Consider the following 13371-nt stretch of genomic DNA (forward strand, 5'->3'; position numbering starts at 1 on the left):
CCAGGTGATCGGCTTGCCGAGAATCGCCGTCAGCGTCGCGGCGATCTCATCGCCGGTCAACGCCTGCGGCCCGGCGATGTCAAACGTGCGGCCTGCGAGGTCGGGCCGGGCAAGCGCGGCGGCGCAGTACGCCCCGACCTCGTCGGCCGACACCCACGAGAGGGGATAGTCGTTGGGCAACGCAAAGGCGAGAACGCCGGAGCGTTGGATGCCCGGCAGGATCCACGGACCCAGCCACACGTCCATGTAGAACGTCGGGCGCACCACGATGGTCGGCACGCCGCTGTCGCGCAGCCCATCGAGCACCTCTTGGCGCACGTTGTAGACGTCGACGTCGGTTCCCTCGTAGACATGGGCAGTGGTGTTGATCACCACCAGTTCGACGCCGGCCTCGCGCGCCGCGGCAATCGCGTTGGCGCCGTAGGTTCTGTGCAACGCGAAGTCGTATTGGAGTGGTAGGTGAAGGAACACGCGGTCAACGTCGCGATGCGCCTCCCGCAGGCTGTCGAGGTCGCCGAGGTCGCCGACCGCCACCTCCGCCCCGCGCGTCTCGAGATCTCGAACCGTCGCCTGGTTGCGCACCAGCAACCGCACCCGCTCGCCGGCACTGACAAGCTGTTGCGCCACCGGCCCGCCTTGGGTTCCGGTCGCTCCGTAGGACAGCACCACACCCATGCCCACTCCATTCGGGTTGCAGGGCGCACGGTCCTGTTACGCGCATGCCGCGGGCCCCGCTGCGCAGGTCCCGCTCAACGTACCGCTTCCGGGCGAAACGGACGTGAAAACTTCGCCGGGGAGAAAGCGCGGTGAGCCTGGGCGTCGTTGGCTGACCGAGGCGAGGAGCAGCACCGCCTTGGGGGGTGGCGCGTCATCCGGCCCTCGGACCCCAGTGTGACGGGCGACCCTCGGGGCGGCTCGACGTGTGGCCTCATGAGTCGTCAATCGGCCGTCGTCGGCTGGTTCGCGCGCGTGTTCGTTGGTGTCGGTCGCCTCGCTGACGTCGAGCGCCTCGACGCGGTCAGCGAGGTCGTCCACGCGGGCGACCTGCGCGGCGGCGTCGCCCTCGACCCGCAGCGCTGCCGCGACCGGCGCGCGGTTGTGTGGCTGTACGTCTCGGATCTGCCCGTCGCTGGACGCGACGAACACGGGCTGTCATGCTCGACGCTCTCGGGAGGGTGAATCCGTCGCCTGTCAGCGTAGGCGATCGCCTCGTCGTTGGCCGCCCGGTGCGCTGATGTGTCATGCGACCGATCCGGTGTCGACGCCGTGGTGTGACATGTGGTCAACTACGAGGAATCCGTGAGCGTGCGGCCATCAGCTCACGAAGTCATGTTGTGCACAAGTGAGACACCCGAACGTGCGAACTGCCCTGCGCGTGCTGAGAGGGGTCGATCCGACGTCGGGCGCCCTGCGCGAGTCGCTGGTCGCCGGCATCGGGCTGCGGCGCGACGGTCGCGAGACGGTCGAGCGTCGGCTGCTGGACTCGTTCGACTGGCGCGTGTGGGATGCGGGAGCCGTGCTCGAGCACGACATGACACCCACGGCCGCATGGCTCACGTGGCGCCGTCGCGCCACGTCCGCGGAGCCTGCACGTGTGCTCGGCCGTCAGGCTAGCCCGACGACGCCATCGACTGCGGCCGATCTCGCAGGCGGCCCCGTCACCAGGCTGCTCGCGCCGGTCCTCGGGCTCCGCGCCCTGTTGCCCCGCGCCGAGATGAGGGTCGAGCGGGAGCTCTTCAGCCTTCGCGACGGCGAGGACAAGAGCGTGGCCCGTGCGGCGATCGAGCACATCACCGTGACCGGGCCTGGCGACATGGACGACAGGGACCTCGGATGGCGCGTCGTCGTCACCGGCGTGAGGGGGTACGACGACGTGCTGGCGGACCTCGTCGACCGGCTGGAGGGCGCACCGGGTCTCGTCGCCGGACGCGACGACGCCGACCGGTCGCTGTTCGAGTCCGCCGGCGCGCAGCCGGCGGACTACTCCTCGAAGCTACGGGTGGCGATCGAGCCGGAGGCGCCGACGCTGCAGGCGCTCAGCACCATATGCTCGACGCTCCTCGACACGATCGAGGTCAACGAACGCGGGGTCCGCGACGACATCGACACCGAGTTCCTCCACGACTTCCGGGTGGCGATCCGGCGCACGCGCTCGATGTTGAGCCAGGCGGGGGAGGTGATCCCCGAGACGGAGCGCAGGTTCTACGGCGACGCCTTCAGATGGCTCGCAGGGGAGACGAGCGAGCTGCGGGACCTGGACGTGTACCTGCTCGGATTCGACGATCTCACGGCCCAGTTGCCCGCCGAGCACCGAGCCGACGTCGAACCGCTCCGGGATCTGCTCGAAGACCTCCGGCGGGACGCGTACACCCGGCTCATGGTTGCGCTCGACTCCCAGCGCTATCGGGAGCTGATGGCCTCGTGGCGCGCGTTCCTCGACGCTCCGGACGGAGCCGGGGCTGCATCGACCCCCGTCGGACGCACCGCCGGCGAGCGCATCTGGAAGGCGTACCGCAGCATCGTCAGGCACGGCCGTCACATCGACGACGACTCGCCGGCCGAGGCCGTCCACGACCTCCGCAAGCGGGCCAAGAAGCTCCGGTACCTGCTCGAGGCGTACCGGTCCCTGTACCCCAGGGGCGACATGAGGTCTCTCACCGCCGAGCTCGTGACGCTGCAGGACAACCTCGGCACCTACCAGGATTGTGATGTGCAGATCAGCAGCCTGCGGCGGTTCGCTGAGCTGCTCGGCCAACGCCCCGGCGCGACCGGACCGGCCGTGCTGGCCATGGGGGTGCTCTCGAGCCAGTTGGCGCAGCGCCAGCAGCAGGCGCGTGCGGAGTTCCAGGAGCGCTTCGCGCGCTTCGACCGTCGGAAGAACCGGCAGCGCTTCCGCCGGCTCTTCGAACCGATCGCGGAGCCCGTCACATGAGGGTACTCGCCGCGTACAGCCTCAAGGGTGGTGTCGGGAAGACGGCGGCCGCGGTCAGCCTCGCGTACCTCGCCGCCCGCGATGGCACGCCGACGCTCGTGTGGGACCTCGACCCGCAGGGCGCAGCGAGCTACAGCTTCCGGACCCGACCCAGGATCAAGGGTGGCGTCAAGGCGCTCGTCACGGGCACGCGAGATCTGGACGACGTCATCAAGGGCACCGACTACCCGTCGCTCGACCTGGTGCCGGCCGACTTCTCCAACCGCTACCTGGACCTCGTGCTCGACGCAGTGAAGAAGCCGATCCGCCGCATCCGGCGCGCACTGCGCGAGGTCGGCGACGAGTACGAGTGGGTGATTCTCGACTGCCCCCCGGGCATCTCGCTCGTGTCGGAGATCATCATCGGGGTGTCCGATGTCCTGCTCGTGCCGGTGATCCCGACGACGCTGTCGCTGCGGATGCTCGAGCAGCTGGGCACGCTCACCGATGATGCCCACGGCACCGATGCGGTCGTCCTGCCGTTCTTCTCGATGGTCGACCGTAGGAAGCGTCTCCACCGCGAGATCGTGGCGAACCTGCCGGGCGAACGTCCCGAGCTGCTCCGTGCGGTGATCCCGTCCTCGACGGACGTCGAGAAGATGAGCGTCAGACGCGAGCCGGTCGTCGCGTACGCGCCCCGCAGCGTCGCGACCGCCGCCTACACCGCGCTGTGGGCAGAGATCCGGTCGCGGGTCGACGGGACGACGACCGCGGCCCGATGACCACCACGCTCCAGGGGCGTGGAGCGTGGCACGTGGCGTGCGTCACCGAGCTGCGCAGGGTGTGCCGTCGCAGCGCAGCGACTCAGCGGTCGTGCGGGCTGCGCCGCACGCCGACCAGCACAGCGATGCCCGCAGCGACGAGCAGCAGGGGCCACGCGCGCAGCACGACCAGCAGTCCAGCACGCTCGCTCCGCCCAGCAGGTGCGCACCGCCGATGGCGACGAAGAGCAGGCCCGCGCCGAGTGACAGCACGTCGAGTCGATGGGGTGCATCAGTTGACCCCGCGCGCTGTTGCTGCTGTCGCGCCACCGGCGACAACGCCGCCATGCGGGTCGAGATCCTCGCCAACCGGCTGCGCGACGACCGCGTCGTCCCGGTCCTCGCCCCCACCGCCCGCACCACCAGCGAACTGCTGCGCGTCCGCGACGCCACCGGCCGCGTCGTCCGCCTGGGCGATCAGTCCGAGCGTCGCTACACCACGATCGACCTGCTAACCGCCTGAGGCCGAACTGCTCCACCGCGCCATGCGTCGCCAGCACGGTGGGGTCGCACGCATCCCGAAGACGACCGTCGACCAGGTCCGCGCCGCACACCCGTCCCTCGACGAAGACCAGCGGACCCATGGTCCGCACGCTCGCCACGTCCGGCGCCGGGCGTCGACGTCGTCGTCGGCAAGGCCGGGACCGGCAAGTCCACCGCGCTCGGCGCCTACCGCGCCGCCCTCGACGCCGCCGGCATTCCTGTCGTCGGCGTTGCACCCTCTGCGACCGCCGCGCACCAACTCGCGGTGTCCGCCGGCATCACCGACACCGCCACCGTCGACCGGCTCCTGGTCGAGCTCCGTCACGGCCGCCGCAAGCTGCCTGGCGGTGTGGTCGTGATCCTCGACGAGGCCGCGATGTGTCCCACCCGCACCCGCCTCGCCCTGCAACGCGCGGTTGATGCGGCCGGTGGCAAGGTAGTCGACGTCGGTGACCACCGCCAGATCCCCTCGGTCGATGTCGGCGGCGGCCACTACGCCCTCGCGCAACGCCTCGGCGCCGCCGTGCTCAGGCACAATCACCGGTTCCGCGACCCCGTGTACCGTGACGCCGCCGAAACTCCTCCGCGACCATCAACCGCCGCCGCCATCGACGTCCTGCGCGCGCGCAAGGCGCCGTGTCCGACTACCACGCCAGGCCGGTCGACGTCATCCGGATGACGTGACGACGACGTAGCTTGCTGGCCGAGTGTCGATCAGCGACTCCCACGCTTGGAGTAGACGCAAGGGTGTGCGACGACAGCATCTGTCGGTGCGATGGCGTGGTCTGGCCTGGTTTCCCGAAGCCTCCAACGAACCCGCGGCGGTTCAATTGATGATGTTGCGTTCCTTGAAGATCGGGCAGCGTTGGGCTGACCGCCAAGCCACCGAGCACGTCGTTGACGGCCTTGTCGGTGGGCTTGGCGCCACCCACGACGAACAGCGCCGGCGGGGCCGACTCAGGGAGAGATCGGGATAGACCGCCACCCGCGCAGAACGTACCGTCTCGTCGGGGACGTGAAGTCGGTGGCTCCGCCAGCGTTCCGGTTCTCGCGCCTGGGCCCGAGCAACCAACGGCATCCGGACGCGGCACTGCGTTGACGGTTGGCGCTGGCGATGCGCTTCTTTGGGACCGAGGAACACATCCCCGCCGGCCACACCTACTTGGGGTCAGACGCGGCGCCTCGAGGCCCGATGTAGTGCGGCTCTTCCCCAGGGTCGCTGGCGGACCGCAATTGGCGTATGGCATGATATCCCGACCTAATTGGACCAGGGAGTCGGTCATGGCGTTGGACGCCAACCCCAGCGAGAACTTCGATACGACTGCGTCGGACGTGCGCTTGCGGCTGCCGCTGCTGAGACGCAACGACGACGACGAGAACATCGGCTACACACGCCGGATGAAGCAGATGCTGATCGAATTGAACGCGCAGACTGGATTCACACACATCCAGTTGCACATCGACCGGCCGTTCGGAGCGAAGACAGAGGAAGTGGTAAGACGGTTTCAGCAGATTCCGGGTTTCCATCACGAGAGCCCGCTGCCCGAGACGGGCACAGTGGACAAGGCGACCTGGCAGGCGTTGCTCCGGACATGGCTGAGCGACTTCAGCGCAGGTTGAACCCACGCCGCCGCTGCCCTTCATTCGATATCGCTGGGCGGTGGCACCACGTTCGATATCGCTGGGCGGTGGCACCACGTTGTCGCGCGTCGGACCGACTCCTGCGGGCTTGAGCGGTCCACCGTCGCGGGCCTGCTCCGGACACCGCCACACGAATCACTGCGTCAATATTTGGGTGCTTGATTACTGCGTCGCGCAATTAGCAATTCTCCGCAAGCAGATAAATTGGTTCCCGTCAAACAGATCTCACGGCAGTCCATGCCACCTGCTGACGGTCCGGTGTATGCCGGTCGAGACTAAAGGGTTGAGCGCGACGATGCGGCCGTCCCTTGACACCGTCCGCGAGTCTGCGTCGGTGCGGCGACCCGATCGATGGCGAGGTTGCCGAGTAAGCTGCCGGCTCGAGGAGGACGGGTCGTCGACGATGACAGCTCGGCGCCGGTCGTTGCACGCGGGCTCTTCGGACTGCGTCGATGGCGCGACACGCTCAACGTGATCTGGCCCTCGGGCAACGTCAAGGTATCCCCTGATGGATACCCTCAGTGGCTGGCTTCTATGTTCGATGAGTACGTGGCAGCCGGGGCGGGTGCTGCCTCCGACGAGGTGACGTCGTGAACTGCTTGTCGTGCTGTGTGTGCGTTTCGTATCAGCGATGCGTGTCGATGAGGGCTCGCGCGGCGGCCGTGAGCCCGGTGGCGGGGTTGTGGGGTCCGAACATGCGGGCGGCGACCCATGCGCCGTCCATCAGCAACAGCAGCTGGTTCCCCAGATCGTCGGGGTCGCGGAGACCCGCCTGGCGGGCCAGTTCGGCGAACCGGTCGCGGACCTCCTTCTTGTGGGTCAACGCGACCTGGTGGCCAGGATGGCCGCGGTCGGGGAACTCGGCGGCCGTGCCCTGGAACGTGCAGCCCAAGCACTCCGGGCTCGTCGAGAGCTTCTCGATGGCCTCGAACATGGCGATCAGCCGGTCCACCGGATCGTCGGCGCCTGCTGTTGCGCCCTCGAGCCATTCCCAGAACTGCCGGTTCGACTCCTCCAGGTAGGCGACGATCAGGTCGTCCTTGGAGGGGAAGTGACGGTACAGGCTCATCTTGGCGATGCCAGCCTCGGCGATGATGGTGTCGATCCCCACGGCGCGGAACCCGTCCCTGTAGAACAGCCGCTGCGCGGTCTCCAGGATCCGCTCCCGTACCGGCCGCTCTCGAGTGTCGCTCATCGGGTTGACATGATACAGACCGGTCTGTACGTTGCCAGCCACCGATAGACAGACCTGTCTCTATCAGGAGGAGGCGGCATGAGGATCGCAGTGTTGGGTACCGGCCCGGTCGGCCAAGCGATCGCGGGCAAGCTGGCGGAGCTGGGCCACGACGTGACCGTCGGAACCAGAAGCGTTGCGACCGCGATGGCGCGCACCGAGCCCGACACGTTCGGGAACCCTGCGTTCCCGACGTGGGTCGCACAGCACCCCGAGGTCGGCGTGGCAACGCTCGCCGATGCAGCCGCTGCCGGAGAGCTGGTGGTCAACGCCACCAACGGAGGCGGATCCATCGCGGCGCTGGAGGCGGCCGGGGAGGAGCGTCTGACGGGCAAGGTGCTCATCGACATCGCCAATCCGCTGGACTTCTCCGCCGGCATGCCTCCGTCGTTGTGGGTGAGCAACACCGACTCCCTGGCGGAACAGATCCAGCGCCGCTTGCCCGAGACCCGGGTGGTGAAGGCGCTGAACACGATCAACGCCTACGTGATGGTCGATCCCAAGCAGCTGGCCGGCGGGGACCACACGGTGTTCGTCTCGGGCAACGACCCCGCCGCCAAGACCCAGGTGACCGAGCTGCTGCGATCGTTGGGCTGGTCGGACGTGATCGACCTCGGCGACATCACCACGGCGAGGGGCACCGAGATGTACCTGCCGCTGTGGGCCCGCCTCTGGGCAGCCACCCAGAACCCGATGTTCAACATCAAGGTGGTGCGGTAGCTCGCCGTCGACGTCGACCGCCACGCCGCACCACGTCGGGGGGCCGTGGCACCGACGGGATGACCGAGGCGACCGCGGCGGCGGCCCGGGTTGCGTCTGGCGTGCGACGGGCGACGACCCACGCGGTGTCGAACGAGGAGACCAGCATGGACCATGTGACCCTGGGTGGCAGCAGCCTGCGGGTTCCACGCCTGGGCGTCGGCGCCATGACATGGGGCCAGGCACGCGGGCTCGCACGTCTGCACCCGGCCAAGCTGGCGTACGGAGGCGCCCACGGATACGAACAGGAGAGACGCGCGCTGCAGGCGAGCCTCGATGCTGGTGTCAACCTGTTCGATACCGCCGCCATGTACAGCGGCGGCGCCTCCGAACGGCGTCTCGGCGAGCTCGCCAAGGGTACGACCGCGCTGGTCGCCAGCAAGTTCCCGGCCGGGTTCCGCTTCCGCGTCGAGGACTTCCCCAACGAGCTCGAGGCCAGCCTGACCCGACTGCAGCGCTCCACCATCGATCTGTACCAGCACCACTTCCCGACGAGACGGGTGTCGATCCCGCAGCTGATGGAGCGGCTGGCGGATGCGGTCGATGCGGGAACAGTGCACGCCGTGGGGGTCAGCAATTACTCCGCGCACCAGCTGCGTCACGCCCACGCCGCGCTCGCCGAACGCGGCATCCCGCTCGCCTCCAACCAGGTCGAGTACTCCCTGCTGCATCGACGACCCGAGACCGACGGCGTGCTCGACGCGTGCCGCGAGCTCGGTGTCACGCTGATCGCCTACACCCCCCTCGCCGGGGGTCTGCTGACGGGCAAGTACTCCAGCCAGAACCGGCCGGGCGGGCTGTTCAGGCGCATCCTGCCCCGCTACCGGCGCACGGCACTGGACGCCATCCAACCAGTGGTTCGCCTGCTGACCGAGATCGGCGAACGGTACGCGAAGACCGCCAGCCAGGTTGCGCTGCGGTGGCTGATCGAGAACCCGCTCGTGCTGCCGATCCCCGGCGCGAAGAACGGCACGCAGGCACGAGCCAACGCCGGCGCCCTGGCGTTCTCGCTGACGCCCGATGAGGTCGACGCTCTCAGCCGGGCAACGCTGGCGTGGAAGAGGTGACCGACGCAGCGGCGACCGTGAGGGAACACTCCGCGGTACCGCCAACCTTCGCGGAGCCCCGGCTATCGAGTGGTCTGAGGATGCGGGACGGCGACGACGTCGAGGTCGTCGATGCCTGAGAAGTCGTTGGGGTTGACCGTGTAGATCGGCAGACCGTTGGCGATCGCCACGGCTGCGATCATCGCGTCGTATGCTCGCGCGGTGGTCTTGCGGCCAGCGCGCCGCAGTGACGCCGCGACGCGGCCGAATGCTCGGGCAGCGGCCGTATCGAATGGCAGCGCGGCGAAGTCGGCTTCGGCCTGCTGTACGTGTGCCTGTCTGGCAGCGCGCTGCTCCTCGGTGGTCGCGACCAGCGGCCCGACCGACAGTTCCGCGAGCGTGATCGTGCTGATAAGCGGCTCGGTAGGCAGCAGCGACGGGTCGTCGAGCTGCGGCAGGAGGATGACCGTGATGGTATCCAGCAGCCCATGCTCGGCCGGTTCGGTCACAGGCTGGCGTCCATGACCGCGTCGAGGTCGCGACGGAGCTGGTCGGGGTCGATGTGTGGTAGTCGGCGCCATCTGGCGAGCAGCACGGAGGCCAAGGTCGCCTTGCGCGGCAACGGGCGGAGCTCGGCCACCGGGACCCCGGCACGGGTGACGGTCAGGGTCTCACCTCGGGTGACGCGGTCGAGCACCTCGCTGCCGTGGTTACGCAGCTCGCGCACGTTCACTTCGGTCATGACCTGAATGTATCACCCGTGATACATGTCGGCCAGCGCGTGCCGATCGAGTCGGTCCGGCCTCGCGCGCACTTCGCCAGTGACGTCACTGCGAGAACCGAGCCCTCCTGTGGCTACATCGACACGATCGCCGTGCCGAATCCGACGTCCACAATCGGCGACCGCGGACGACGCCATGACGGATCTTCCTCGTCCGCCCACACACGAAGAGCGCTCGGCTCGCGACCATCCGTGGACCCGCGACACACAACGCGGCTATCCGTTGATCTCGGCGCTCATTCGTGGCGGCAGCACGCGGCCCAGCGGCTGACCTTGAAGATCCCCGAACGAGGAGGCGACATGGGCACCGACACGCATCTCAGGACCAACGTCCATGAACGCGGCGCCCCAGCTGGTAGCTGTCAGTCCCCAAGGCTCCCGGTGGTCCTCGAGGAACAACAGATGCGTTGCTTGTCGATCAAGGTTGGGTGGTGTGCCCTCGATCTCGAGGGTCCCGACGCGGGCGTCGCTGGATCGTGCGCTGGTCACGTACTTCGGCCATCGGATGGTCAAGCGACCATCTCCGGAACCCTTCAGGTACTCGTCGACCCTGAGGTGCAGATCGACGTCCTCCATCCACTCCTCGCCTCCGGTGTTTCACCATCGTTGCCATCGAAGCGCGCGCCGCCGGTCTCGCCGACGACCTGCGCCAACACGACGTAGTCGCTCGCGTTGACGGCCCCGTCGACATCGCGGGGACCATCCTCGTCGAGCTGCATGCTGACGACAGGGAGGTCGGTGGGCAGCCGGAATGGCTGCCGGAGTCGATGCAGCGCCCATCGGAAGACCCCGGCTCACCCATCGCTGCCTCCAGCCTGGGCGTGCCGAGTGGCCGTGCACCGCTCGGCGGGAACCGGTGTGAGTTCGCAGACGTCGTACGGTCATGTCGATGAGGTTTCGCAGCGTGCTGACGATGCTCGGGTGCCTCGCCGTGCTCGGTGGGTGTGGGCCCGCGTCGTCGGACGGCCTGTGCGCAGCCGTGCTGGAGTTCGACGGGCGCTCGTACACGGGGCACGGCGAAGGGACCGTGGTGCCGCCAGACGTCGGCGACCTCGGCAGCGGCACCTTCCCGCCGTGCGACGACGGGTACGGCGGCGGTTCGACCGACACGGTGTTGTGCGACGACTCGAGGGCTTCGACCCTGCCGAGATGTCGTCGTCGTCGTCGTCGACGACGACGACATCTACCTCGCCGACGACCTCGACCCCATCCCGAGGCAGCGTCTGCGGCCCTACTTCGATCCCGTGCGCTGTGCGACCGAGGGGCCGTTCGTCGTCGAAGGCAGCTGGCTCGGCGTGTCGGCCATGCCGACCGAACGCGACGGCGAGCTCGCACCGCCGTACCGGATCACGATGCAGGTCCGTTCCGGGGACGACGGCGGCGAGACCTACCAGCGATCCAACCTGGTCGTCCGTGTGACCCGCGACACCGATCCGCACCGGACCGCGGCGATGTCGAGGTCGCACTGTGGGAGCTCGGCACGCTCACTATCCAGATGCACTGCGAGGACGGTGACTTCGTCGCAGACGCGATCGACGCGACACCAACCGTATAGCTCGATCTTCGTTGTTGGCCGTTGCCTACCGGCATCCCGGTTACATGTCATTCACGCGTAGGCGCTTCGGCGGTGTGCGACACTGCAGCGGGCGGCGAATGTGCCGACCTGGCGAGGGACCTCGTGGTCGCACTGGCTGTCGGTATGGTCGCGGCGGTTCTGGGAACGGTGGTATTCCTGCTGCGGCGCAACGCGCAGCTGCGCCGGCAGGGGGATCGAGCCAGAGGACGCCCGCCGGTGAGGGCGCAAGGAAGCCTCGTTACATCCGCTCGACCCACTCTGCCCGCCATGGCGGCGCATCGAACTGCTCGCCGTAGTAGCGGGTTTCGCGCCAGATCCTCCCGTCGCGGAACTCGACGATGTCGGCCACGTGGAAGACCTGACCGTCGCCATAATCCGACCGGCCCTCGACCACCCATACGTCGCCCGATCCGACCACTCGACGTGGCTCGATGGTCGGCGGGTTCGGATACGCCTCTTGAAAGGCGCGCATCGCGTCGCGCCCGCGGATGCGTTCACCCGACTGGGGCATCTCCATGACATAGTCCGGATGCCGTAGCTCGTACTCGGCATCGGCGCTCAGGTGCTGAAGCCGCTCGAAGAACAGCTCACGGACCTCGTGTTCGTCCATGTTCATCCCGTCAGATCGTTCGTGGTTCGGTCGTCGGTAGACCACTGCGGCCTGAGCACGAGTGTCAGATGTTGAGGCGGGTTGAGCGACCCGGCGATCGCTTCGGCGCGGCTCGACGACAGGTGCCGTAGAGCTGGTGAGCTTGCGGTTTGCGGTCGCCCCTACCATGCGAGCCTCGACTGCTGTCGTCGACGATGACAGCTCGGCGCCGGTCGTTGCACGCGGGCTCTTCGGACTGCGTCGATGGCGCGACACGCTCAACGTGATCTGGCCCTCGGGCAACGTCAAGGTATCCCCGGTACTACGTCGGTCCATCGATCGTCCGGGCGGCCGTCTGAGGGGCGTCGACCCTCCACGTTCCGGCGCTGTGCATGGCAACGTGGTGGGCGATGTCCTCCTCCCTCAATGATCGCGTCAACGAGCTGCTCGCCGATCTGGCGCACGAGTGCATGGCTTCGAGTCAGCACCCGTTCGTGGCCGGTTCGATCGCCGATGTGGAGTGTGGTCGGGACGGCGCTGTCGGAACAGACACAATGCCGCATCCGTACGGCTTCGCGCATCTGGCGCTGCGTGCCCTTGTCTACAGTGCCGGTGAGCGCGTCGAGTCGACCCGACTGCTGATGTACCGCGACCCGCCACATGTCCTCAGCGTGCACGACACCGCTCGACCGGCTGCCGAGGCTGCCGCTACGGCCGCCTGGCTGGGACACCCGAGTGCGGACGGCCCCCGGCGGCTCAACAGATTCGTCGGCCTGGTGGCCGAGTCCTCGCAGTATGAGACGCAGCTGCGCGCTGCGCTCGGCCTCACGACCGGCTCGATGTATGAGCACAACGTGCTCGTTTGGGCTGAGGACTCAGGTATCGAAGGTGAGCGAGTCGGACTCGCCGAAGGCGTGCGGCAGGCGGCCACGCATCGCGGCCGTGCCGACTACAAGCGACTGACGAACGTGACCCACAACGCGTTGTGGGCCGTCGTCGCGGGCTGGCAGGCAGTCGTCGCCGCGCAGGACGGCCACGTCGAGCCGATCTGGGCGCACGCCATGCTCGCGGCGTTGGCCACCTGCCCCTACGTGCTGGCAGGCGTTGAGGCTGCTGACCGAGCTGCAGGTCAACGCGACTCACAGCGTGACGCGCTACAGCAGAGAGTGGCCGCCTTGGAAGACGAGGTGCACTCGCTTGCGGATGCCACTGCATGGCCGGACCTCGGGAACGCTGCTGCCACGTGATCGGAGACGCTCGAACGCCGATGCTGGTGTCAAGGTGGCGACATGGCGTCTGACAACTCGTGTAGATCGCGAGCTGCGACCAACTCGGAGGCGGCGTCCGTCAAGCTGACGCCATCAATCCCTTCATCCCGGTTGCAGCCGTCCAATTCGCGGTTGTCCAAGACATGAAGGCCGGAGCCCTTCGGGTGGTCACAGCGCCCCGTGAGTAGGCCCGACCGCGCCTGGGTCGGGACCGAGCTGGTCGTCACGCGCGCCGCCGGTGATGCGATGTGGCCGTACGGTC

15 protein-coding genes are annotated in these 13371 nt (G+C 68.0%); 8 read left to right on the forward strand and 7 right to left on the reverse strand.

What is annotated here, in order from left to right; all coding sequences use genetic code 11:
• Positions 1–675 (reverse strand): NmrA family NAD(P)-binding protein (locus VFZ70_11270; protein HEX6256376.1); only part of this gene is annotated, 675 nt, incomplete at its 3' end.
• Between the two features lie 255 nt (positions 676–930).
• Here VFZ70_11270 and VFZ70_11275 point away from each other — a divergent pair.
• From VFZ70_11275 to VFZ70_11290, 4 genes are all read left to right on the forward strand, one after another.
• Positions 931–1179 carry a hypothetical protein gene (locus VFZ70_11275; protein HEX6256377.1) on the forward strand — a complete coding sequence of 83 codons (249 nt, stop codon included), beginning with the start codon at positions 931–933 and terminating at the stop codon, positions 1177–1179.
• 196 nt (positions 1180–1375) lie between these two features.
• Entirely contained in the window at positions 1376–2932 is a 1557-nt protein-coding gene (locus VFZ70_11280; protein ID HEX6256378.1) for a CHAD domain-containing protein, read from the forward strand.
• Entirely contained in the window at positions 2929–3693 is a 765-nt protein-coding gene (locus VFZ70_11285) for a ParA family protein (GenBank protein HEX6256379.1), read from the forward strand. Before VFZ70_11280 ends, VFZ70_11285 begins: the two co-directional genes overlap by 4 nt.
• A gap of 325 nt (positions 3694–4018) precedes the next feature.
• Complete coding sequence (locus VFZ70_11290) at positions 4019–4195, forward strand: hypothetical protein (protein HEX6256380.1); 177 nt, start codon at positions 4019–4021, stop codon at positions 4193–4195.
• Here VFZ70_11290 and VFZ70_11295 read toward each other — a convergent pair.
• Positions 4184–4750 (reverse strand): hypothetical protein, encoded by a 567-nt coding sequence (locus VFZ70_11295; protein HEX6256381.1) that lies wholly within the window; start codon positions 4748–4750, stop codon positions 4184–4186. The genes VFZ70_11290 and VFZ70_11295 overlap by 12 nt on opposite strands.
• A gap of 746 nt (positions 4751–5496) precedes the next feature.
• Between VFZ70_11295 and VFZ70_11300 the strand changes: the two genes are divergently transcribed.
• Positions 5497–5835 (forward strand): peptidoglycan-binding domain-containing protein, encoded by a 339-nt coding sequence (locus tag VFZ70_11300; protein ID HEX6256382.1) that lies wholly within the window; start codon positions 5497–5499, stop codon positions 5833–5835.
• A 646-nt stretch (positions 5836–6481) separates the two neighbouring features.
• Here the strand turns inward: VFZ70_11300 and VFZ70_11305 are convergent.
• On the reverse strand, positions 6482–7051 hold the full coding sequence (locus tag VFZ70_11305) for a TetR/AcrR family transcriptional regulator (protein HEX6256383.1): 570 nt from the start codon (positions 7049–7051) through the stop codon (positions 6482–6484).
• A gap of 78 nt (positions 7052–7129) precedes the next feature.
• Between VFZ70_11305 and VFZ70_11310 the strand changes: the two genes are divergently transcribed.
• Entirely contained in the window at positions 7130–7810 is a 681-nt protein-coding gene (locus VFZ70_11310) for an NAD(P)-binding domain-containing protein (protein ID HEX6256384.1), read from the forward strand.
• A gap of 146 nt (positions 7811–7956) precedes the next feature.
• Positions 7957–8916, forward strand: a complete 960-nt coding sequence (locus VFZ70_11315) for an aldo/keto reductase (protein ID HEX6256385.1) — start codon at positions 7957–7959, stop codon at positions 8914–8916.
• A gap of 62 nt (positions 8917–8978) precedes the next feature.
• On the opposite strand, the gene VFZ70_11320 is transcribed toward VFZ70_11315, so the two are convergent.
• From VFZ70_11320 to VFZ70_11335, 4 genes are all read right to left on the reverse strand, one after another.
• The gene (locus VFZ70_11320) at positions 8979–9404 is read right to left on the reverse strand and encodes a type II toxin-antitoxin system VapC family toxin (GenBank protein HEX6256386.1); all 426 of its coding nucleotides are present in this window, start codon (positions 9402–9404) and stop codon (positions 8979–8981) included.
• The gene (locus tag VFZ70_11325) at positions 9401–9637 is read right to left on the reverse strand and encodes a type II toxin-antitoxin system prevent-host-death family antitoxin (protein ID HEX6256387.1); all 237 of its coding nucleotides are present in this window, start codon (positions 9635–9637) and stop codon (positions 9401–9403) included. Before VFZ70_11325 ends, VFZ70_11320 begins: the two co-directional genes overlap by 4 nt.
• Positions 9638–9892: 255 nt before the next feature.
• Positions 9893–10252 (reverse strand): hypothetical protein, encoded by a 360-nt coding sequence (locus VFZ70_11330; protein HEX6256388.1) that lies wholly within the window; start codon positions 10250–10252, stop codon positions 9893–9895.
• Positions 10253–11490: 1238 nt separating this feature from the next.
• The gene (locus VFZ70_11335) at positions 11491–11868 is read right to left on the reverse strand and encodes a nuclear transport factor 2 family protein (protein HEX6256389.1); all 378 of its coding nucleotides are present in this window, start codon (positions 11866–11868) and stop codon (positions 11491–11493) included.
• A 383-nt stretch (positions 11869–12251) separates the two neighbouring features.
• Between VFZ70_11335 and VFZ70_11340 the strand changes: the two genes are divergently transcribed.
• Entirely contained in the window at positions 12252–13088 is an 837-nt protein-coding gene (locus VFZ70_11340) for a hypothetical protein (protein ID HEX6256390.1), read from the forward strand.
• The last annotated feature ends 283 nt before the right edge of the window (positions 13089–13371 follow it).

It is taken from the genome of Euzebyales bacterium, assembly GCA_036374135.1.
GTDB lineage: Bacteria > Actinomycetota > Nitriliruptoria > Euzebyales > JAHELV01 > JAHELV01.